The following is a 21,909-nucleotide window of genomic DNA, read 5'->3' on the forward strand; positions in this document are numbered from 1 at the left end:
ATCTAAAGTTCCTTTCCATACTACTTTTCCTTAAGCAGCTTCTGCTCTGCGAGTGATACATAGCAGTTATCACCAATAATGATATGATCCAGAAGTTCAATTCCAAGAAGACTTCCGCCCTCCCGGATGCGCTGCGTCACAAGAATGTCTTCCCTGCTCGGCATCGGATCACCACTTGGATGATTGTGCAACAGTATAATATAGACTGCGTTCTTTTGCAATGCCTCTATAAAGAGTTCTCTCGGAGAAATTACGGACATATTCACTGTCCCTCTCGAAATTTCACTTTCTCCGATCAGCCTGGAACGCGTATTCAGCATCAGCAGTTTCAAATGCTCCTGCCTGTAATAGCGCATATCTTCCATATAATATGCTGCAATTGTATCCGGTCTTGAAAAATCCAGATCTTCTCTGGCCGAAAGCTGGGACATTCTCTTGGAAAGCTCACAAAGGCATAAAATCTGAATAGCCTTTACTCTTCCGATTCCACTGATTTTCAGCAGTTCTTCTTTTGTCCAGCTTTGAAGATGGGCTTTGGTTTGTGGCTGTGTACCTTCTCCAGGATAAAAAAGCTTCCTGGCAAGATCCAGTGCACTCTCTCCCTTTGTTCCAGTCCTTAACAGAACAGCGAGCAATTCAATATCTGTTAAACTGCCCGCCCCAAAACGTTCACATTTTTCATATGGCCGCTCTTCTGATAACATTTCTCGAATGGTATTTTTTTGATTCATCCTTTTGCAGGATTTGTTGATTCACACCAGACTCTCCACCCTTGTATATGGGATGCTTTATACATCCTATAAGAAACGATAAATGAATATGGAGATAATCACTCCAATAATGCTTGCGATCGTGATCTTAATCGTAAGACCAAACGTAATAACGACAAGTCCGAGGTTCAAAACAATCGGTGTCTCTACCCCGAAAGTCTGTCCATAAGAAAGCCAGCTAAGTGCTGGAACCCCTTCTGCAAGCACACCGATAAAGCCACCCAGAACAATCCCTGCCAGAATCAGCAAAAATAAAGCCCAGGCATTCTTACTTCCGGCTCCTCTCATCTGTACTCCTCCTCTTTTGAATCACAAACTGGTATCATTTTAGCATATTTTAAAAAACGTGTATAGACTTTTTAAATATTATTTTTTTCTTAACACAGCTGTTTTCTATAAAAACGGTGCATGTTTTTGTCGAATTTTTTCTGCGATTTTAATACCGTCTGCTGCCGCCGATGTAATCCCGCCGGCATATCCTGCGCCCTCTCCGCAAGGATAAAGTCCTCCAATCACGCTTTCCAGCGAATGATTATCTCTTACGATCCGTACCGGCGAAGAGGTTCTGCTCTCCACTCCGGAAAGAATGGAAAGAGGATGCGAAAATCCTCGAATTTTCTTGTTAAAATCTTCTATCCCGTCCACCAGCGCGCTACCGATCTTTGCCGGAAAAATCCCCGCCAGGTCTGTCTCTTCATACGCACCCTTCATACATGGCTCATGCCCCTGATACCAGACCTCTGCATCGGTCTTTTCCTTTTCTTTTCCGGTCACACTCCGGTAAAAATCCCCGTATCTCTGTACCGGGATTTTTCCTTTTCCTGCTTCGTAAGCTTCCTTTTCCAGTTCTCTCTGGAATGCAATTCCGGCAAGGGGATGGTCGCTTTCAAAATCCTCCGGTGTAACCGTCACAACGATTGCACTGTTGGCATTGCGGCTGTCACGGGCATGATAGCTCATTCCGTTGACCGCAAGATATCCCTCCTCCGAAGACGCATTAACCACATAGCCTCCCGGACACATACAGAACGAATATACACCTCTTCCATCCGGCAGTTTCGCAGTCAGCTTATAGGCTGCCGCCGGAAGAGATGCCTTTGCATCCCCATACTGGGAATGATTGATCAGCTCCTGCGGGTGTTCTGCGCGTACACCAACCGCAAAGGATTTTGCCTCCATCGGAACCTTTTTCCCGAAGAGCATCGCAAAGGTCTCCCGCGCACTGTGTCCCGGTGCCAGAACCAGCGTCTCCGTCTGTATTTCTTCTTTTTCTTTTTTCAGAAGATCTTCATATATGATCCCTCTGATCCGCTTTGTATCTTCTGTAAAAAGGAGCTCTGTCATCTGTGTATGGAAATGGATTTCACCACCCCACGCAAGGATTTTCTCACGCATATTTCTGATTACAGTCCGTAGAATATCCGTTCCAATGTGTGGTTTATTTACATAAAGAATGTCTTTTGGTGCTCCGTTTTCCACGAAAATCTCCAGCACCTTACGATTGCGCCCCACCGGATCCTTGATCAGTGTATTTAGTTTTCCGTCTGAAAACGTCCCTGCTCCGCCTTCTCCAAACTGCACATTAGAATCCGGTTTCAGTACCCCCGTCTTCCAGAACTCCTCAACATCTTTCTGTCGTTCTTCCACCGGTGCCCCCTGTTCCAGAAGAACCGGCCGATATCCATATTCTGCAAGAAAATATGCACAGAAAAGTCCGGCAGGGCCGCATCCGACAACCACCGGACGTGACTTCAATTTTTCGTTGCCTCCTGCCGGAAAAATATATGGCATTGCTTCATGGAGTTGCACATTGCCCGCACGCTTTTTTCGGGTAAGCATCTTCAAGAGCTGCTTTTCATTGTCCGCTTTTACATCCACAGTATAGACATAGAACAGCTCCGGCTTCTTTCTGGCATCCAGAGACTGCTTGATAATCTCATAGCTCTGAACCTCTTCTGTCCTGCACATCAGTGTGTGCTCAATCTTTTTCTTCAAATCCTCTTCCGTATGCGTAACCGGAAGCTTCAGCTGACTGATTCTAAGCATTTGCCGCTCCTTTCCCTGCCAGATAACCACTGGTCCATGCCCACTGCAGATTGTAACCTCCGCAGATTCCATCTACATCCAGAATTTCTCCCGCAAAATAAAGTCCTTTTACAAGCTCCGACTCCATCGTATCCGGATCAATTTCTCTTGTATCTACACCGCCTGCACAGATCTGCGCCTGTTCAAACGGATTTGTCTTATCAATATAAGTCCGGAAATGCTTACAGATCCGGCAAAGTCTTTCCAGATTCGCTTCACTAAGGTCATGCACCGGCATTGTTCCCGAAATTCCAATTCTCTTCAGAAGCGCACCGGCAAGCTTTTTGTGGAACAACCCATTAAAATACTGTTCCATCACAAGACCATCCAGCCTTATCTTTCGTTCCTTTAACATCTGCAAAAATTCTAAATCTCCAAAATCCGGCATAAAATCCAGCTCTGCAAAAACTTCTTTCTTTTCATACAGACCTCTCGCCGCATAACGGCTGATCTGAAAGACCGGGATCCCGGAAATACCATAATCTGTAAGCTGTAGCTCGCCAATATCGGAAGCCTTTTCTGTCCCGTCGATAAAAACCGTTACTTTTCCATGAGTACGCACGCCTGCAACCTGCCTGTACAGCTTTTCCCTGCAACGGAGCTGTACCAGAGCCGGGACAACCGGAACCAGTTTATGTCCCAGCATTTTTGCCAGGTCATACCCACTTCCGTCACTTCCAAGCTTTGCAGCTGCCTTCGATCCGGTCGCAAGGATCACAGCCTCACCGGAAATCATTCCTTTTTTTCCGTCTTTTGAAAAACTGATCTGAAAACCGTTTTTCTTTGGTATGATCCCAAATACGCGTACTCCGGCATGAATCCGGACCTTTGCCAGTTCCAGCGAAGACTCCAGCGCTTCCCTCACTGCCGAGGCCTGTTCGGACCAGGGATACAGATAGCCATTTTTATCCTTCGGATAAATTCCAAGATTTTCAAAAAAAGACGTTGTCTCAGGCTCTGAAAATTTTCCGATTGATTTCCATGCAAATCCGCTATTGTCGCTTCGATAGCAGGATGGATCCTGAAAGCGATTGGTAAAGTTGCATCTGCCATTACCCGTTGACAGTATTTTTCTGCCAATCATTTCATTCTGTTCCAGAAGCAGTACATCTGCACCATTCTGTGCCGCCGTAAGTGCAGCCATACTGCCAGCTGCTCCGCCGCCGATGATGATGACTCTTTTTTTCATTCTATAATTCCTTTACAATTCCTTTTTCATATAACTTCTGAAGAGACATTAAAATACCAAGTTTTGCATGCGCCCAGGTAAGACCTCCCTGGAAATATACTGCATACGGTTCTTTGATCGGTCCATCTGCGCTCAGTTCGATGGACGAGCCCTGTACAAATGCCCCTGCCGCCATGATCACATCACTGTCGTATCCCGGCATTGCCCACGGTTCCGGTGTTACATAACTGTCAACTGGTGCCGCCGCCTGGATTCCCTGGCAGAATGCGATTACACCTTCCGCACTTCCAAGTGTTACTGCCTGAATGATATCGTGGCGTTCCTCTTTTCCGTCCGGTACAACTGCATAACCAAGCTTTTCATATACATTCGCTGCAAAAATAGCTCCTTTTAATGCACCTGCAACAACCGTCGGTGCAAGAAAAAGTCCCTGATAGAATGACTGCATCACACCAAGAGAAGCCCCCACTTCTTTTCCAAGTCCCGGAGAAGTCAGGCGGTAAGCACACTGCTCGATCAGATCCTTTCTTCCAGCCACATAGCCACCGATCGGGGCAAGTCCGCCACCCGGATTCTTGATCAGAGAACCGACAACCAGATCCGCGCCCACATCACTTGGCTCCTTTTCTTCTACGAATTCACCATAGCAGTTATCCACCATACAGATGACTTCCGGTTTGATCTTCTTGACAAATGCGATTGCTTCCCCAATCTGATCCACAGAAAAACTCGGTCTTGTCTGATATCCTTTGGAACGCTGAATCGTGATCAGCTTTGTTTTCTCACCAATCGCTTTTTCAATCGAATCAAAGTCAAAGCTTCCGTCCGGCAGCAGGTCCACCTGATTATAGATTACTCCATATTCTGCAAGGGAACCTGTGGATGGGCGGATTCCAATGACCTCTTCCAGTGTGTCATACGGCTTTCCTGCGATGGAAAGCAGTTCATCACCAGGTCTTAAATTTGCAGAAAGTGTTAAAGCAAGTGCATGGGTTCCGCAGGTAATCTGTGGTCTTACCAGTGCATCTTCGGTATGAAAAACATTCGCATACACCTTTTCCAGCGTATCTCTTCCGAAATCATTGTATCCATAGCCGGATGCATAGTTGAAGCATTCTGCATTTACTCTTGCTTCCTGCATGGCATGAATGACCTTCAGCTGGTTCAACTCTGCCATCTTATCGATCTTATCAAAACGTTCTTTCAGTGATTTTTCAATTTGTTCTCCAAATGCATGAACTTCCGGTGAAATTCCGGTCTGTCCATATAATTTCTGTATTTCCTGACTGATATCCATTAGTCTGTAATCTCCTTTTCTTTCAGTATCGCAAGCATTGCCTGCAAAATTTTCTCTTCATCGTATCCGAATTCCTCTTTCCGGATCCAGTTCACATCCCTCTCTCTGCGGAACCAGGTCAACTGGCGTTTTGCAAAATGACGGGTATCCCTTTTCAGGATCGTTACCGCTTCTTCAAGTGAATCCTTTCCATCCAGATAATCCAGAATTTCCTTATATCCAAGTCCCTGCATTGAAACCATTTCCCTTGTGCATCCTCTGACCTTTAAAGCAGCCACCTCATCTACCAGTCCCTGCTCCACCATCAGATCCACACGTCGGTCAATCCTTTCATACAAATGACTCCTTACATCATTCAGCACAAAATATGCAAACTGATATGGGGATTTTTTCTCCCGTTCTGTCTCATTATGCTCTGAAATCTGCATTCCTGTCTCGTGATAATATTCCAGAGCCCGAATCACCCGTTTTACGTTATTGGCATGAATTGCATCGGCTGATTTCGAATCTACTTCCCGAAGCCGGTCATGAAGTGCCTGCGCTCCCTGCTCCCTGGCATATATTTCCAGTTTTCTTCGGTATTCCGTATTTTCTTCCCCTTTTTCAAAATCAATATCATATAAAAGAGCCTGAATATAAAATCCCGTACCGCCAACTACGATTGGAATGTTCCCTCTTTCATAAATCCCTTCCATTGCTTCTTTTGCCATCTTTTGAAAAACAGCCACATTAAATTCCGCTTCAGGCTCCAGGACATCGATCAGATGGTGTTTCACACCATCCATCTCCTCCGGCATGATCTTCGCCGAACCGATATCCATGTGCCGGTATACCTGCATCGAATCTGCCGAGATGATCTCTCCTCCAATTGCTTTTGCAAGACCGATCGACGCAGCCGTTTTCCCAACAGCAGTCGGCCCTGTCAGAATGATCAGCGGCTTTTTCTTTTCTGCTAACTGTGTCATTTTCTTCTCCTAAACAATACGCTTAAATTTCTTTTCTAACTCCCGCTTCGTCATTGCTATAATCGTTGGTCTGCCATGCGGACAATGATATGGGTTGTCAAGGGACAGGAGTTCATTGATCAGCTCATCCATTTCCGCATAGGACAGCTTCATATTTCCTTTGACAGCTGCCTTACAGGACATGGACGCAATCTTTTCGTCAATTGATTCCGGCTCCAGACTGGTGGACAGACCATCTGACAGGGAATCCAGCATTTCAAGAAGCAGTTCCTTTTTCGCAATTCCAAACAGGTTATCAGGAATTGCACGCACCGCATACTCATCACCGCCAAAAGGTTCAATCTCAAACCCGATTTCCGTAAAACGATCTTTAAAAGTCTCCAGCACATTGATTTCCTGCATGGAAAGACTCAGGATGATCGGTGGGCTCAAATATTGCGAAGTATACTCTCTCTTCTTCATTCCTGAAAGAGTCTTTTCATAAAGGACTCTTTCATGTGCGGCATGCTGATCAATAATATAGAGACTGTCGCGATATTGGATCAGCCAGTAGGTTTCAAAGACCTGTCCGATGATCCGGTATTCCTGTCTTGCCTCTTTCTTTAAAATCTGTTCTTCAAACAGGTTTAATTGTTTTGGTTTTTCTGCTTTCAAATCCTCCAGGAACAGATCTGGCTCTGTTTTTTCTGGATCGCGCTCTGTTTTTTCTTCACTTTTATCAGAATACGCTCTGTTTTCTGTTCCTTCATTCCGGATATCTGCAGACGGATTTTCATCTAACGCAGCCATCTTTGACTCTTTGGCATCGATATCCTTCTCTTGTTCTTCTTTTGCTTCTGCAAGATGACCGGCATAAACCCGCTCCCTCATCTTCTGCATAAAATAATCCAGCTTTTTGTCACCGGTTGCGACTGTCTTTTCTGCATTCTTCTGTGTCTGAAGTTCCGCAGGCGGCATCTCTGACCGCGACCAGGATGCCGTCTGCCCTGAGCCCTCCTGGACGGAACTCTTTCCCACCTTAGGTGAAGTTCCACCTGTCCGATATGGATTCCCTGCATCTCTTATAACAGTTTTCTTTTCCTGTCTTTCCTCAGACATTCCCGGTACTTTGATCTCCGACATTTCTACTTCTGGGATCAGCTCCGGCTCATGCAGTCCCTTACTGATTGCCTCATAAAGCAGATTGTAAATCCCCTGCTGGTTGCTGAACCTGAGTTCCATCTTGGATGGATGCACATTTACATCAATTTTTTCCGGATCGATCTCAATCCGGAATGCAACAAACGGATAACGATGCTGCATAGTAAAATCTTTGTATCCATCTTCAATCGCTTTTGCGAGAATGCTGTTCCTTACATAACGCCCGTTGACAAAATAATTTTCAAAATTACGGTTTCCACGGTTAATCACTGGCTTTCCCAGATATCCGGACAACCTTACACCATCTTTTTCAAATTCCAGTGGGATCAGATTGTTCGCAATTTCCCGTCCGTAAATGTGGTAAATGACATCTTTCATTTTCCCGTTCCCGGAAGTATGCAGTTTTACCTGTCCATTGTTGATAAACCGGAAGGAAATATCCGGATGGGAAAGGGCAAGTCTGGTCAGCAGATCACTGATATGGCTTGCCTCTGTCATCGGCGTTTTCAGGAATTTGCGTCTGGCAGGTGTATTGAAAAACAGCTGACGCACCAGAAAAGTCGTTCCATCCGGCGCACCGGTATCCTCCGGCGTTCTTCCTTTTCCGCCCTCTATAATATATTTGGTTCCAAATACATCTTCTCTTGTCTTGGTAATCAGTTCTACCCTTGCAACTGCTGAAATACTTGACAGCGCTTCTCCGCGGAATCCGAGTGATGACAAATGCATCAAATCCTCGGCACTGCGGATTTTACTGGTTGAATGACGCAGGAATGCATTTTCCACGTCCTGCTTTGCAATTCCACAACCATTATCCGTGATCCTCATCAAAGAGATCCCGCCCTCTTCGATTTCCACGGTCACTGCCGTAGAACCTGCGTCAATTGCGTTTTCCACCAGCTCTTTCACAACAGAAGCCGGGCGTTCGATTACTTCCCCGGCTGCTATTTTATCAATTGTAATCTGATCCAGCAATTCTATATGCGGCATTCGATTTTTTCCTTTCTATTCATCAGGCCTGCCATCTGTTACGCAGCTTGTTCTGTAGCTGATACAGTTTATTCATCGCGTCCATCGGCGTCATATGGCTGATATCAAGTTCCTTTAACTCATTTAACACATCATCATCTTTTACGGTATCAAACAGAGAAAACTGTGTCAGATCTACCTCGTCCAGTTTCTTCTGCGGCTTTTTCTTTGTCTCACTGCCCTGTACTGCAATATCCTTGACCTTGCCGGTGATATCCGCCGTTACCAACTCTTCCACAATCTCCTTGGCACGGTTAATGACCGGATCCGGCACGCCTGCAAGCTTTGCGACCTGAATACCATAACTCTTGTCTGCTCCGCCCTTTACGATCTTACGCAGGAATACGATATCATCGCCCTTTTCTTTGACTGCAATACAATAGTTGTTGACATTGCTGATCTTGCCTTCCAGTTCGGTAAGCTCATGATAATGGGTGGCAAATAAAGTCTTTGCTCCCAGAAGCTTGCTGTTGCTGATATACTCGACAACCGCCCATGCGATACTCAGTCCGTCAAAGGTACTGGTTCCTCTTCCGATCTCATCCAGGATCAGAAGACTCTTGTTTGTTGCATTTCGCAAAATATTCGCCACCTCGTTCATCTCTACCATAAAAGTACTCTGCCCGCTCGCCAGGTCATCCGATGCCCCTACACGGGTGAAAATACGGTCTACAAGCCCGATATTTGCCGAAGATGCCGGCACAAAGGATCCCAGCTGTGCCATCAGTACGATCAGCGCCGCCTGACGCATATAGGTGGATTTACCAGCCATGTTTGGACCGGTAATGATGGAAATCCGCTGCTTTTTATCGTCCAGATACGTATCATTGGCGATAAACATATCGTTTGGAATCATCTTTTCCACAACCGGATGGCGCCCATCACGAATGTCGATCACGCCCTTTTCATTGATTTTCGGGCGTACATAATTGTTGCGCTCGGCAACCAGTGCAAGAGAAGCTATCACATCCAGCTTTGCAACCGCCTTTGCTGTTCTCTGTATCCTGGTCAGCTCTGCTGCGATCGTATTTCTCACCTCACAGTAAAGCTCATATTCCAGTGCACACAGTTTGTCCTCTGCTCCTAAAATCGTATCTTCCAGCTCTTTCAGTTCCGGAATGATGTAACGCTCTGCATTGGCAAGGGTCTGCTTTCTTGTATAATAATCCGGAACCAGCTCCTTGAACGAATTGGTAACTTCCAGATAATAACCAAATACTTTATTATAGCGGATCCGCAGGTTTTTAATCCCGGTCTTTTCCCGTTCCCTGGTCTCCAGATCAGCGAGCCAGTTCTTTCCTTCCGATTTTGCTTTTCGAAGACGGTCTACTTCATCATTATAACCATCTTTGATGATTCCGCCTTCTTTCATAGCAAGCGGCGGTTCTTCCTGGATTGCCCGTCCGACCAGATCACAAAGCTCTTCCAGCGGATCCAGTTCTTCATAAATTTCCCTCAAAAGATCACTTTCCATGTCTTTTAATATGTATTTTACTGACGGCAGCATGGAAAGGGAACTCTGAAATGCGATCAGGTCTCTTGGATTTGCGGACTGATAGGTGATTTTCCCAACCAGACGCTCCAGATCGTACACCGGATTCAAATATTCCCGGATTTCTTCTCTGCAAATAGCGTTATCCTTCAGCTCCGCAACTGCATCCAGCCTTTTGACAATGGATTCTTTGTCGATCAACGGCTGTTCTACATATTTTCGAAGGGTTCTCGCTCCCATTGCTGTCTTTGTCTTATCAAGTACCCACAGAAGTGAACCTCTTTTCTGCTTTTCACGTAAAGTCTCAACCAGTTCCAGATTGCGTCTTGTAGCACTGTCCAGAACCATGTAATTTCCGGTTGCATAACGTGTCAGCCGGCTCATGTGGGACAGAGAATTCTTCTGCGTTTCTTCCAGATATTTTAAAAGCGCACCAGATGCGATCATGCCACATTCACAATCCGAAAGTCCAATCCCTTCAAGAGAAGCCACCTTAAAATGCTCCTGCAAAGTTTCCCGGCAGAGTGCATCATCAAAATACCATGCTTCCAGTGAATAAATTGCCATATGCAGGCGGTTTTTCAGATCATCCAGATCCATTCCACTCATGTAAAATGCTTCATTGCAGACAATCTCAGACGGCATAAATTTGTAAAGCTCATCCAACAGTTTTGTCTGGGAATCCAGTTCTGTCACCAGATATTCCCCGGTTGTAACATCCGCAATCGAAAGTCCGTACCGGTCTGCCATATAGACAATACACATAATGTAATTGTTCTTTGTTTCATCCAGTCCCTGAGTATCCAGGTTGGTTCCAGGTGTTACTACACGGATAACTTCCCGTTTTACAATTCCTTTTGCTGTTTTCGGATCTTCTACCTGCTCACAGATTGCTACCTTATAGCCTTTTGATACCAGACGGTTCAGATAACTGTCAACTGCGTGGTACGGGATTCCGCACATCGGTGCCCGTTCTTCCAGTCCGCAGTTCTTTCCGGTCAGAGTGATTTCCAGCTCTTTTGATGCTGTGAGAGCATCGTCAAAGAACATTTCATAAAAATCTCCTAAGCGGTAAAAGAGTATACAATCCTTATATTCCTCTTTTGTCTGCATATATTGCTTCATCATCGGTGTAAGTTCACCAGTCATATCAAAATCTCCTTATTTTACAAGGGTTTCAGCACTTTTTTCTATATTTTCAACCATGTTTTAGCCATGTTTTTTGTGCTTTTCTTATACTATTCCCTTACTGTTTTTAGTCACATATTGCATGACAATTCGTGCAATATTTCGTACTTTTCTTTATTTTTATCTGATAATATGCGAGAAAATTGAATTTTCAATATTCTCTCGCACATTCAGGTAATTTCACTTTTAATCCTAAATCAAATCAATAGTATTGAATTTATAAAAATAATTATTCTAATCCCTAATCCCACATCAGAAATATGAAATTTTTACGAATATTTTCTCTTCTCTTTTATAAATTTCTTTACTTATTTTGTATTTTATCAAACTCTTTTCCATTCAGCTCCTTAGCCATAACGCTCACCTGTCCTTTCTTCAATTGGACAGATGACCACTTGTTACATCTTAACAAATTTTCAAATTCATTTCAAGACAAGCTCAAAAATCACATTCCATCCGATCAAAAAAACATTTCTTATTTCGTATTTATCCTGCAACACATAACTGAATTCCAATTGTTTCTGGTTTATGGCGCAGGATTAAACTTACAAACTTACTTGTACTTGTTAAATTCATTTTTATTCTCTTTTCTTTTGAAAAATTCATATCTTTATATTACCATAACCAGATATACTGCACAATAAATGACTTGACTTATCTATACCAATTTCTGTGTAAATAAATCAGGTCATTCCCTTATCACTCTTAATCAACGCAATATCAATTTATACGCACTTAGGACACTCCTTTATTACAAAATATTGCAAAATGTTATAGAATTAAAAGATCCTTGCCTAACATCTCTGCCTGACAAGGATCTTTTTTCGATACTTTTTATTACTTCTTCTTTAAGAGGACATTTATTTGATTTATTCTCGAGAAACTTCCTACGCTTCTCTTTCCATTCCCATTCCTTCTGCAAGCTTCTTGCTGAAAGCGAGTACGGCCGCACCAAGGATAGCTACAACCGCACCGATTCCGATAAAGAACGGTACTTCGCTTCCTTCTTTATAGAAGTTAACGAGGATCATGTTAAGAGCAGCTCCTACTGACTGAGACATCGACCATACAGTCATCATCTGTGTTACAAAGGCTTTTGGTGCTGCTACTGCTGTAATGGAGTAACCGATCGGACATGTAAATCCTTCTGCAAACATCAGTACTGCATAGAACAATATGATCCACCATGCATTTACTTTTGCATCGCCTGGGTAGATGACATAAAGGAGTGCAATGATCATTGCGCCAAGTCCCCATAAAATCGTTCCAAATCCCATCTTTGTTGTTCCGAATGGCTGTTTCTTGCCAAGTTTTGTCCAAAGCATGGTAAGAAGACTACCGAAGCAAACTGCAAAGATTGCCGGGATTGTCTGGAATGAAGCTGCCGGAATTTCTACTCCGAAGATCACACGGTTTACTTTTTCTTCATAGAAGATAGCAAGGATTGAAATTGTCTGTGTCCAGATCAAAAGTGTAACGGCGTTACAGATAAATGGCGGAAGCAGGCAAAGTACTTTCTTTTTCTCGTGCTTTTCTGTCTTCTTGCTTGAGTAGATGAAGACAAGATAAGCAAGCGGGATAAAGATAGAAATAGTACTTACTACATTTGCAAAGGAAGATATTTTCAGCTTTCCTGTTGCAAATGAAACTGCTAAAGCTGTTCCTACGATAGCAACAACAATAAGCATTTTTACAACAAAAGAACGTTTCTTATCTGCCGGAAGCGGATCATCCGGTTCCAGACCGATATTTCCGAAGAATTTTTTGTAGGTAGCAATATAAGCAACAGTACCTAAGAATGAGAGAACTGCTGATAATGCGAATGCTGCGTGGTATCCGCATTTCGCTGCGATTACACCTGCAAGAGCCGGAGCCGCTGCACCGATATTGGAAATTACGTAAGAAATTGTGAAGGCACTGTCACGTCTTCCATCGTTCTCATCGTAGAATTTACCGATCAGAGTTTCGATACATCTTCCTGCGAAGAGTGAACCGAATACCATACACCCCATAGCTGCTGCATATCCTACTACCCCAAGTGGAAATGCAAGTAACGTATAACCGATAAATCCGGTAACTCTGGCTACAAGCAATGACCTACGACATCCAAGGATACGGTCGCAGACATAGCTTCCGATGATGGTTGTCATTCCGACTACAGTTGCGTATAAAGAAATCAACTGTGCTGCATCCGCTTTATCGAATCCAAGACCTGCAGGTGCATTTGCATACAGGTAATAGATCATTACGGCACTCATTGCGTAACTTGAGAAAGATGAACAAAGCTGTACAAAACTGAGGGTCCCCACCCCCCTAGGCTGACCTAAAAACGCGGTCTCCTTTTTTAAGGCTTCATCATATTGATTCATTTTTATTTTTCCTCCAAATAACATATACTTCTCATTCAATAAAAAACAGTTTATATTTTCCCCGATTTTTCCTGCTGCCCTCCTTTTCCCATGATTATATTCACTTGTTTTTTATCTTGAACCTTTCTTGTATCTTCTTGTATCTTACTGAATTTTTCTAAAATTGTCAACATTTTACATTTAACAAAATGCATTTATGCTCATTTTTGTAACCATCCACAAAAAAAGATGAAAAGAGTTTGGTTTCCCACGACTCTTTTCATCTTAATTTCGTCATTTTTCACATATAAAAAAATGCTTAAGTCCCTTTTACAACACATGAAACTCCGGCTTTTCCTCCCCATATACGCCCCAGAGCACCACTCCTCCAAACACGATCGCCAGGCATAAAAGTCCCGAAAACATCACCACAAATGGCAGGCAGATCTGACCATACAGCTGGAATGGCTGATCCCGGTAATCCCAGATTCCGATCTTCAGCCATTTATTGCAGATAATCCCCGTCACAAATTCCAGGGATGTCAGGAAAAGCACTGCCCGGATAATCTGAATCCACATCGGCTCAGACCAGTGCATTACCTCGCCCTGAAAACTGCAAAATGTCAATGCAACTCCCCCAAGCACAAACATGGTCCAATGAGAAAATCCACGAAACCAGATCTCGATCAGATAATAGGTGCTTCCCCCTGCTGCTATCAGAAAGACTATCTCACTTACCCTCTTACTCACTCTTTTCACCATAAAAAACGCCCTCACTATGCAAATCTCTTACATAGTGTGAGCGTTTCTTTTGGATTTTATCACAAATCATTGGATTTATTTACAAAGCTCGCCCATATAATAGAAGCCTTTTGCCTCTTTTAAGTAAACCGTCACGATCTTACCGATCATGCTTTCATCTCCCGGGAAATGTACCAGGAGGTTGTTGCTCATTCGTCCTGTCACCAGTGACGAATCATGATCGTTGACACTTTCTACCAGCACATCCTGTATGGTTCCCTGATGTACAGAGCATACTTCCGCTGAAATCTGCTGCACCTCTTTTAAAAGGCGGTCAAAACGGTCTTTTACCACATCGTCAGGAACCTGATCTTCCATTGCTGCCGCAGGGGTTCCTGTTCTCTTGGAATAGATAAAAGTAAAGGCACTGTCATAACGCACCTGTCTTACAATATCCAGAGTATCCTGGAAGTCTTCCTCTGTCTCCCCAGGAAATCCGACGATAATATCCGTTGTAAGGGAAATATCCGGCACTGCTTCGCGAATCTTTCTTACCACCTCAAGATAATGCTCCTTGGTATAATGGCGGTTCATCTTCTGCAGGATCCGGCTGCTTCCTGACTGAACCGGAAGATGCAGATGCTTGCATATCTTCTTGGAATGTGCCATCACATCAATCAGTTCATCCGATAAATCCTTCGGATGGGAAGTCATAAAGCGGATTCTCTCCAGTCCTTCAATCTTCTCAATCTCCTGAAGAAGCTGTGCAAATGTCATCGGCTCTTCCAGATTCTTTCCATAAGAGTTTACGTTCTGCCCAAGGAGCATAACTTCTACCACACCATCTGCCACAAGTCCTTCAATCTCGCGAACGATATCTTTTGGATTACGGCTTCTCTCACGTCCACGCACATACGGTACGATACAGTAGCTGCAGAAATTGTTACATCCGAACATGATATTAACACCGGATTTGAAGGAAAATTTACGTTCGCTCGGAAGATCCTCCACAATCTTATCGGTATCCTTCCAGATATCGATCACCATTCTCTCAGACTCAAATCTTGTCACGATCAGTTCTGCAAATTTATAAATATTGTGAGTTCCAAAGATCAGATCGACAAACCGGTAGCTCTTCTTGATCTTCTCTACAACAGTCGGTTCCTGCATCATACATCCGCAGAGTCCGATGAACATATGCGGATTCTTTTTCTTCTTCGCACCAAGCTGTCCCAGACGTCCGTATACTCGCAGATTTGCATTTTCACGGACGGTACAAGTGTTGTAGATAACAAAATCTGCCTTCTCTTCATCCAGCTCTTCCTTGTATCCGATCAGTTCCAGAACACCGACCAGCTTTTCCGAGTCACGAGCGTTCATCTGACACCCAAAGGTTACGGTAGTCGCGGTTAAAGTGCGTCCTATCTTCTCAGACATTTCCTTTACATATTTACGTGCTTTCTTAATAAAATAATACTGCCTTTCTGGTTCCCCAATAGGAGCTTCGCCGGTTATATCGACACTTTCTAATATTTTTTCTATTTCCTCTTTATTTTTATATCCAGACATTTTCATTTTTCCTTTCATTGGTAGTAATGCTCTCATATTATACTTTAGTATAACACGTTTTTCAATGAAAACATCTCTATAAACAAAAATCCCCAGTATTTCTACTGGGGAAAGTTAAAATTATTTTACTCTTAACCGCTGACCGGCATAGATCATATTCGGATTAGACAATCCATTCAGCTGTGCAATTTTCTGGTATGTCGTTCCGTACTTAGCTGCAATACCGGAAAGCGTATCACCACTTTGCACGGTGTAATACTGTGCGGATGAAGCACCTGACTTACCGTTCACGATATTCTGAATTGTATTGTAGTCATATCCGGCAGCTGAAAGACGATTCTTTCTGTCGTTTCCGTTGCCCCATTTACCGGCAAGAACTTCCTGTGCGATCTGCTCATTCGATTTTCTAGCAGACGCAGCGTTGATCTTGTTCTGGACTTCTGCGTAACGACTACCGAGAACAACCTTTCTTGTGTCACCGTTACCATATTTGCCAGCTTTCACTTCGTTCACCAGTGTATCTACGGATGCAGAATAGATATGGTCGATGAAACTCTGGACTTCGTTATACCGTGTTCCAAGGGCGTTCTTGCGGTTGTCGCCAGCCCCGTATTTTCCTTGCATGACTCCAACAACCAGATCAAGCGTGGATCCGCTCGGAGTATTCACTGTCGGTTTCGGTGTTTCTGCCGGTTTGGTTGTGTTTCCTTTTCCGGCGTATTTGTTCCATGCGTCCTTGTCGCCATAGAATTTATCCAGGTCGAGATTACCGCCCCATCCATTCAATCTGCCACAAGAGCTATACTGCCGGATAGCACAAGTATAAGTTCCCTCATTCCACGGCTTATCCTGATAGCCTGTGGCGTTCATGTCTGCGTACTGTGCAATCCAGAGTCCGTAGTTCCCGATATTGTTGAATTTATAGGCTACAGACTGCGAACAGTACAGAAGCGGACGCACGCCTGTTTTCTGGTATACATAGTCAAGCCAACTCTTACACCATGCAAAGTCAGAGCTACCGAACGCCGGGTTGCCTGTTCCCTCCCAGTCAAGGCATAGGATTGCTTCACCTACACGTTTTCCAATCCTATCAAGGAAGTAATCTGCTTCTTTCTGGTAATCTCCACCAGTCGCATAATGGTAGATTCCAAGACACTTTCCGGCGTTCTTAGCCTGTGCGTAAGCTCTTGTGAAATCCGGGTTCACGTAGCCTGTTCCCTCTGTTGCCTTTACGATCACAAAATCGCACGGTACTACATTGAGGTCAATTCCTGTCTGATAACTTGCAATATCAATTCCGTTTAATGCCATAACATTTCCTTTCTACCGCTAACTTTTGGCGGTCAACAAATAGCTCCGTCTGTATGTATCTATTCGTCCTTATTCATCTGCTTAATCAACTGGTTCACATAATTACTAAGTCCAGCCACTAAAATTCCTTGTACAATTGCCGTAAAAATAGCCATTGCAATATTTTGTGTACCTTTAAGGTCGCAAGTCGCTACCACGTAGATACCGCAAATCACAATACCGAGCATTCCGAGGATTGCCGGGATATACTTGTCTGCCACTGTTTCCGTGTTTTTCAGACCTACCCCGACAAAATACAGTACAATCGCAACAACGACCAGTTCTGGTTTTACATAGTTTAAAATCTGTTCCATAGTTTCACTCTCCTTTTATTTAAGTCCAATTTGCATTGCCACAACTCCGATGACGAGTCCAAGGATTGTTGTCAGCACATATTTGACAACCGTTCTCCACATATCTCCGTCTCTTCCCTCTAAGGCTTCAAGGCGTTTCCCTTGTCTCATTTGCTCATTCGCCATGTTTTCCATATTATTAGCGAGTTTTTCCACTGACAATGTAAGCGCCGTATTTTGCTTTACGGATTCTTCCAGCAGCTCAATCCGTCTGTTTTGCCGATGTTCCTCTTCCTGTATCCGTCTGGCAAATTCGGTATGTTCTTCTCTTCCCACATATTCCATGTTCTTCTCTCCAAGCTTTCATATTTTCTCTTAAAAAATACTTTCACGGCTTTGCTCTAATTTCCATGTTATTATCCTCTGCTTTCTTACATTGTACGGAATCACGCTTTTTACGGCGTACTCACATTAAAAATGGCAACAAAAAAGACAGCTCCGAAGAGTCTGCCTTTTGTCTGTTATTCTGTTATAATTTCTTGCCACATCTCGGACAGTAGTTAATCGGTATATTCATTTCCATCATGTTTTCTTCACCGCCGTAATCAGATACCCCAATATGCAGTACACTTTGTTCGTCCACTTCGCCGCCAAACAACCATAACTCTAACCGTTTTACCGGATCTCCTTTAGCAAGTACCACCGGACGTGCGCCCAACAGATTGCTCATATCCTTTTTGCCAAAGAGTACCTTTCTGCTACAAAATTCACATTTCTCCATTTCATTACCTCTCTGATATTTTTATTTTGATTGTATCAGATGATGTAATGGTGTAGAGATTTTCGATGTTTTTCGAGATTGAATTTAGAATAATTTATAATGCGGAATTTTTTCTTTCCACAATATATGTCTTATCCAATCGTCTAATATCACGGCTACAGCAGATAGAAAGAACCATAGCGCTGTAAACGGCAAACATATCTGGCCAAATAGATTTAGTGGCATATTGCTGTAGTCCCATACATTCCAACCTAGCCATATGTTCACAATGCATCCGCATATAAATTCCAATCCAGTAATTACAATCGCTCCTATAGCCATCTGTTTAACCAGTGGCATCTTTCGGTATTTCTCGTTTATGCATCCAATCAGGGAAAACGCTAATCCACCGACAACAAACATTGTCCAGTGGCTACGTCCTCTTGCGGTAAGCTCTATAAACACATAAATCAGACCGCCAACCACAAACAGAATCAGCGGTCTTAATTTCTTCATGATTTCTGAGCCATCATTGCTTTCAATGGCTCTGACTGGTATGCTTCTGGAATATCCATTCCGTAAGTGACTTTTTCTACATCTTCCTTGCTTTCCAGCGAACGGATGTAAATGCGCAGGTCACGGAAATATGTCACGTGCCATGTCACGTAAGCCATGGCGGTTGTTGTGATTCTTCCCATGTCCGCATTACTGTAGAATTTGCAGTGTTCCGCTTCATTCGATGTGTGCCACGGAATATTTTCTTCTCCAGCTGCGACCTGACTTTGTAATCCGACAAGACTTGTCTGGTCATGATCTTCCAACGTGAAATGTTCTGTAGTTCCATCCGTAAGAACGACATCCACACCTGTAGCTATAATCCCCTGTTGTGCCATGTTCATTTCAGCTACTTTAGCCTCTTGCGAGTCCTCCAAAGTTGGCTCATATGGTTCTGGTTTCGGTTCTGGTGTTGGCTCCGGTTCTGGTTCCGGTTCTGGCATTGGTTCCGGTTCTACATATACACTTCCGTCACTAGACAGAATAAATCCACTCTCTTCTTCTTTATAAAGTGTAGTAAACTCTTCATACTTACCAAAAACACATCCTTTCTCGGTAAGTAGCCGAAACCCAGAAGTGTTTTTCTCTACACCTTCAATTAGAATATGTGAATCATCTTGTTTGACTACTTTTCCTTCAACTGGTTCTTTCTGGTCTAAAAAAAGTATATTCATCGTTATTCCTTTCTTTTTTTAGAGGGATTCTGGACTAAATAGCAATTTAACAAAAGCAAATAATAATATTGCAATCATAAACAGTAATCTGATTTCAATCGTAGAACGTGGAACCAAAAATAACTACAATTACACAAAATATTCCAACGGCGACATGGTTATGTGGAGTAAATATACTTGGAATACCAATCTTGCAACCAGTTGGTATAACTGGTATTTTGCTTCTAGTGCTGCGGTTGGTTTTCCAGTAGCATTCAAGCAAGCGCCTTTAATTATAGTATCTCCGGCAAAGACTAACGAACTGTATGGTCTTGGAGTTACCGAAGTGACTACAACCGGGTACAAGCTTACAGCATACAGTCCACAGCAAGGAATGTGTTATGTACAAGCTGATATGCTTATAATCGGAAAATGGAAATAATTCTAATATGTTCCGATTGCAATATAGTCCATATAAAAAGCTTTATTTGTATATGCTGCAAAATATCCTAATCGAAGTTGGGAGATTCCATTCAAGGTTGTGGTTTTTCCAAGAATCATAACCCAATCGTCACTATTTTGAGTTATTGTACAACCTCTTAAAAATTTAAACGGTTTTGGAAATGTTGATTGTTCTATTTTGGTACTTACACCCGTATATCCAGTGCCATTTTTTTGCAATGAGGCATATACGTGAATTGTTCCGGCACATATTTGAATCCTATTTTTAGGGAATCGTATACAAATGCTTTTTGTGGATGAATCTATATAAGTTTCATATAAATTGCTACTTAGTTCAGAATCCCTCCTTTGACTGGTTGATAAAGTTACATATATAAAAGCGCATAACAAAAACACCCGACCAATGCCGAGTGTAAATAAATAAGTTTATTTACTTATGCGCTTAAATATTTAAAGTGATGATACCGTACACCTTCCTGATTCACTGTACAATATCGCATGGTTGTCTCTGACTTTGCGTGTCCTGCAAATATCATAGCCTCCTGCAGAGGCATTCCGCGGTTCAGTGCATTTGTCAGAGCTGTTCTCCGGAATCGATGCGGATGCGCACTTTCTACGCCCGCCTTCTCTCCAATCCGCCGGATGATATCCTCAATTCCTGTTTTCGTCAGCCGGCTATTCGGTTTCTTGCTTCCGACAAATAGCGCCGGATCATTGTCTTTTCTGCTTTCCAGATATTCTTTCAAATACATGTTGGTTCGTTCATTGATGTACACCGTCCTTTCTTTCGCTCCTTTTCCATATACAATCAGCTCTTTATTCGCATACCGGATATCTTCTCTGTTGATCTCTGAAAGCTCCGATACTCTGACTGCTGTGCTATATAGGAATTCTAGTAACGCTTTATCCCGAAGACTGCTGCATTTACGAAGCATCCGCTCCCGTTCTTCATCAGTATATGGTTTCCGGATCTTCTTTTCTACTTTTATAGATTCCACCAGCACCATCGGATTTCTCCGAATCCGGTCACGATCTCGCAGCCATCCGAAGAAACTGCTATACACTGCCCGGACATTCTTTAATGTCTGGTTTGCTACCTTGCGGATCATTTTATAAGTCCGCATGAATCCAGAGATATCTCCTGAATCTATGTTCTTCACCGGCTTATTGATATAGGTCAGTAACCGAACTAGTTCATACCGATATTGCTTCACTGTCTTTGATGCTTTTCCTTCCAGTGCTTTACTCATCAGAAACTCTTCCAGCTCCACTTCCCAGCTCCTGTCTACAACCTGCAGGTCCGTTTCCTGGATCACTCTGCACCCGGTAAATGTCATCTGTAGCACTTCTTTCAGCTCCCGTAGTTGCATTTCATCCAAAACCGGTTGCATTCTTCGCAGTACATCCATCATTTTCGCTTCCATACATTACTCCTTTTTTGCTTTCAGTATACCAACTGGCGTACTGAACTAAATAGCAATTTAACAAAAGCAAATAACATTTTAACCAATATGGAAAGTAATTTAATGGCTATAAATACATATCACATGACACTTAATACTTCTAATGTTAAAACGCCCGATTCATGGATTGAGTGTAATAGAATTGGAAATCTGGTAATGATCAATGGATGTGCCAAGATTACAAAAGCGGTTAATACATATTCCGTTTTAAACATTGCGAGCGGAGCACCTGTACCATGTTGTAATAAACAACTTTATACTGTGGCAATAGCACAAGATAATACTTATTCCAACTGTTTCCTTGAAGGTAGTACAAGCGGTTCTGTTGATTTTATGGTTTGATTGCAAATAGCATCGTCAGGGGTTATCTTTTATTACTCCTTCTGCTATATATGCAAATCGTCATTATCTTATTCGGATTGCCCGGAGTTCACTATCCTTTACATTTCTATGTTTACTGCTTCAAAAAGCAATACCGTATGTGCCAGCAGGCACTTTTTCGATACATGTACTGGAGAACATTGGGTAAATCCCGTTACAAAAATTCATACAAAACGTAT

At 43.1% G+C, this 21,909-nt stretch carries 19 protein-coding genes; 1 reads left to right on the top strand and 18 read right to left on the bottom strand.

The genetic code is table 11. The features are described 5' to 3' along the window. Positions 1-20: 20 nt before the first annotated feature. From radC to ACYQ5K_RS12190, 17 genes are all read right to left on the bottom strand, one after another. The gene (radC, locus tag ACYQ5K_RS12110; RefSeq protein ID WP_178025446.1) at positions 21-731 is read right to left on the bottom strand and encodes a RadC family protein; all 711 of its coding nucleotides are present in this window, start codon (positions 729-731) and stop codon (positions 21-23) included. Between the two features lie 66 nt (positions 732-797). Continuing rightward, complete coding sequence (locus ACYQ5K_RS12115) at positions 798-1,058, bottom strand: DUF4321 domain-containing protein (RefSeq protein ID WP_008370229.1); 261 nt, start codon at positions 1,056-1,058, stop codon at positions 798-800. A 105-nt stretch (positions 1,059-1,163) separates the two neighbouring features. Then, a complete protein-coding gene (locus ACYQ5K_RS12120; protein WP_459777648.1) occupies positions 1,164-2,816 on the bottom strand; it encodes an NAD(P)/FAD-dependent oxidoreductase in 1,653 nt (550 codons plus the stop codon). Next, on the bottom strand, positions 2,809-4,044 hold the full coding sequence (locus ACYQ5K_RS12125; RefSeq protein WP_178025450.1) for an aminoacetone oxidase family FAD-binding enzyme: 1,236 nt from the start codon (positions 4,042-4,044) through the stop codon (positions 2,809-2,811). The genes ACYQ5K_RS12120 and ACYQ5K_RS12125 overlap by 8 nt, the downstream gene beginning before the upstream one ends. A gap of 1 nt (position 4,045) precedes the next feature. Further along, positions 4,046-5,341 (bottom strand): methionine gamma-lyase family protein, encoded by a 1,296-nt coding sequence (locus ACYQ5K_RS12130; protein ID WP_178025452.1) that lies wholly within the window; start codon positions 5,339-5,341, stop codon positions 4,046-4,048. Beyond that, complete coding sequence (gene miaA / locus ACYQ5K_RS12135; RefSeq protein ID WP_459777649.1) at positions 5,341-6,306, bottom strand: tRNA (adenosine(37)-N6)-dimethylallyltransferase MiaA; 966 nt, start codon at positions 6,304-6,306, stop codon at positions 5,341-5,343. The genes ACYQ5K_RS12130 and miaA overlap by 1 nt, the downstream gene beginning before the upstream one ends. Positions 6,307-6,315: 9 nt before the next feature. Further along, positions 6,316-8,436, bottom strand: a complete 2,121-nt coding sequence (gene mutL / locus ACYQ5K_RS12140) for a DNA mismatch repair endonuclease MutL (RefSeq protein ID WP_173687556.1) — start codon at positions 8,434-8,436, stop codon at positions 6,316-6,318. A gap of 22 nt (positions 8,437-8,458) precedes the next feature. Continuing rightward, positions 8,459-11,116: a DNA mismatch repair protein MutS gene (gene mutS / locus ACYQ5K_RS12145; RefSeq protein ID WP_330585917.1), complete on the bottom strand. Its 2,658-nt coding sequence runs from the start codon at positions 11,114-11,116 to the stop codon at positions 8,459-8,461. A 926-nt stretch (positions 11,117-12,042) separates the two neighbouring features. Continuing rightward, the gene (locus ACYQ5K_RS12150; RefSeq protein WP_330613986.1) at positions 12,043-13,548 is read right to left on the bottom strand and encodes a peptide MFS transporter; all 1,506 of its coding nucleotides are present in this window, start codon (positions 13,546-13,548) and stop codon (positions 12,043-12,045) included. Positions 13,549-13,833: 285 nt separating this feature from the next. Further along, positions 13,834-14,265, bottom strand: coding sequence for a putative ABC transporter permease (locus tag ACYQ5K_RS12155; protein ID WP_173687558.1), 432 nt, complete (start codon positions 14,263-14,265; stop codon positions 13,834-13,836). Between the two features lie 75 nt (positions 14,266-14,340). Beyond that, the gene (gene miaB, locus ACYQ5K_RS12160) at positions 14,341-15,813 is read right to left on the bottom strand and encodes a tRNA (N6-isopentenyl adenosine(37)-C2)-methylthiotransferase MiaB (protein WP_459777650.1); all 1,473 of its coding nucleotides are present in this window, start codon (positions 15,811-15,813) and stop codon (positions 14,341-14,343) included. Positions 15,814-15,933: 120 nt separating this feature from the next. After that, entirely contained in the window at positions 15,934-17,124 is a 1,191-nt protein-coding gene (locus ACYQ5K_RS12165; protein WP_459777651.1) for a GH25 family lysozyme, read from the bottom strand. Positions 17,125-17,183: 59 nt separating this feature from the next. Continuing rightward, a complete protein-coding gene (locus ACYQ5K_RS12170; protein ID WP_459777652.1) occupies positions 17,184-17,477 on the bottom strand; it encodes a phage holin family protein in 294 nt (97 codons plus the stop codon). A 15-nt stretch (positions 17,478-17,492) separates the two neighbouring features. Next, positions 17,493-17,801, bottom strand: a complete 309-nt coding sequence (locus ACYQ5K_RS12175; protein ID WP_195479571.1) for a hypothetical protein — start codon at positions 17,799-17,801, stop codon at positions 17,493-17,495. A gap of 184 nt (positions 17,802-17,985) precedes the next feature. Next, positions 17,986-18,237 (bottom strand): hypothetical protein, encoded by a 252-nt coding sequence (locus ACYQ5K_RS12180; protein ID WP_044999279.1) that lies wholly within the window; start codon positions 18,235-18,237, stop codon positions 17,986-17,988. Positions 18,238-18,321: 84 nt separating this feature from the next. Beyond that, positions 18,322-18,732, bottom strand: a complete 411-nt coding sequence (locus ACYQ5K_RS12185) for a putative ABC transporter permease (protein ID WP_459777653.1) — start codon at positions 18,730-18,732, stop codon at positions 18,322-18,324. Then, complete coding sequence (locus tag ACYQ5K_RS12190) at positions 18,729-19,445, bottom strand: hypothetical protein (protein ID WP_459777654.1); 717 nt, start codon at positions 19,443-19,445, stop codon at positions 18,729-18,731. The genes ACYQ5K_RS12185 and ACYQ5K_RS12190 overlap by 4 nt, the downstream gene beginning before the upstream one ends. A 160-nt stretch (positions 19,446-19,605) precedes the next feature. Between ACYQ5K_RS12190 and ACYQ5K_RS12195 the strand changes: the two genes are divergently transcribed. After that, positions 19,606-19,866, top strand: coding sequence for a hypothetical protein (locus ACYQ5K_RS12195; protein ID WP_459777655.1), 261 nt, complete (start codon positions 19,606-19,608; stop codon positions 19,864-19,866). Positions 19,867-20,320: 454 nt separating this feature from the next. Here the strand turns inward: ACYQ5K_RS12195 and ACYQ5K_RS12200 are convergent, their stop codons facing one another. Beyond that, the gene (locus ACYQ5K_RS12200) at positions 20,321-21,310 is read right to left on the bottom strand and encodes a tyrosine-type recombinase/integrase (protein ID WP_459777656.1); all 990 of its coding nucleotides are present in this window, start codon (positions 21,308-21,310) and stop codon (positions 20,321-20,323) included. Positions 21,311-21,909: the final 599 nt, after the last annotated feature.

This window comes from Allocoprococcus similis, assembly GCF_054660775.1.

What these genes read in the sequence shown, in the direction of transcription:
- radC (WP_178025446.1), bottom strand. Translation starts at nt 731, where the DNA reads ATGAATCAAAAAAATACCATTCGAGAAATGTTATCAGAAGAGCGGCCA.
- ACYQ5K_RS12115 (WP_008370229.1), bottom strand. Translation starts at nt 1,058, where the DNA reads ATGAGAGGAGCCGGAAGTAAGAATGCCTGGGCTTTATTTTTGCTGATT.
- ACYQ5K_RS12120 (WP_459777648.1), bottom strand. Translation starts at nt 2,816, where the DNA reads ATGCTTAGAATCAGTCAGCTGAAGCTTCCGGTTACGCATACGGAAGAG.
- ACYQ5K_RS12125 (WP_178025450.1), bottom strand. Translation starts at nt 4,044, where the DNA reads ATGAAAAAAAGAGTCATCATCATCGGCGGCGGAGCAGCTGGCAGTATG.
- ACYQ5K_RS12130 (WP_178025452.1), bottom strand. Translation starts at nt 5,341, where the DNA reads ATGGATATCAGTCAGGAAATACAGAAATTATATGGACAGACCGGAATT.
- miaA (WP_459777649.1), bottom strand. Translation starts at nt 6,306, where the DNA reads ATGACACAGTTAGCAGAAAAGAAAAAGCCGCTGATCATTCTGACAGGG.
- mutL (WP_173687556.1), bottom strand. Translation starts at nt 8,436, where the DNA reads ATGCCGCATATAGAATTGCTGGATCAGATTACAATTGATAAAATAGCA.
- mutS (WP_330585917.1), bottom strand. Translation starts at nt 11,116, where the DNA reads ATGACTGGTGAACTTACACCGATGATGAAGCAATATATGCAGACAAAA.
- ACYQ5K_RS12150 (WP_330613986.1), bottom strand. Translation starts at nt 13,548, where the DNA reads ATGTTATTTGGAGGAAAAATAAAAATGAATCAATATGATGAAGCCTTA.
- ACYQ5K_RS12155 (WP_173687558.1), bottom strand. Translation starts at nt 14,265, where the DNA reads ATGGTGAAAAGAGTGAGTAAGAGGGTAAGTGAGATAGTCTTTCTGATA.
- miaB (WP_459777650.1), bottom strand. Translation starts at nt 15,813, where the DNA reads ATGTCTGGATATAAAAATAAAGAGGAAATAGAAAAAATATTAGAAAGT.
- ACYQ5K_RS12165 (WP_459777651.1), bottom strand. Translation starts at nt 17,124, where the DNA reads ATGGCATTAAACGGAATTGATATTGCAAGTTATCAGACAGGAATTGAC.
- ACYQ5K_RS12170 (WP_459777652.1), bottom strand. Translation starts at nt 17,477, where the DNA reads ATGGAACAGATTTTAAACTATGTAAAACCAGAACTGGTCGTTGTTGCG.
- ACYQ5K_RS12175 (WP_195479571.1), bottom strand. Translation starts at nt 17,801, where the DNA reads ATGGAATATGTGGGAAGAGAAGAACATACCGAATTTGCCAGACGGATA.
- ACYQ5K_RS12180 (WP_044999279.1), bottom strand. Translation starts at nt 18,237, where the DNA reads ATGGAGAAATGTGAATTTTGTAGCAGAAAGGTACTCTTTGGCAAAAAG.
- ACYQ5K_RS12185 (WP_459777653.1), bottom strand. Translation starts at nt 18,732, where the DNA reads ATGAAGAAATTAAGACCGCTGATTCTGTTTGTGGTTGGCGGTCTGATT.
- ACYQ5K_RS12190 (WP_459777654.1), bottom strand. Translation starts at nt 19,445, where the DNA reads ATGAATATACTTTTTTTAGACCAGAAAGAACCAGTTGAAGGAAAAGTA.
- ACYQ5K_RS12195 (WP_459777655.1), top strand. Translation starts at nt 19,606, where the DNA reads ATGTGGAGTAAATATACTTGGAATACCAATCTTGCAACCAGTTGGTAT.
- ACYQ5K_RS12200 (WP_459777656.1), bottom strand. Translation starts at nt 21,310, where the DNA reads ATGGAAGCGAAAATGATGGATGTACTGCGAAGAATGCAACCGGTTTTG.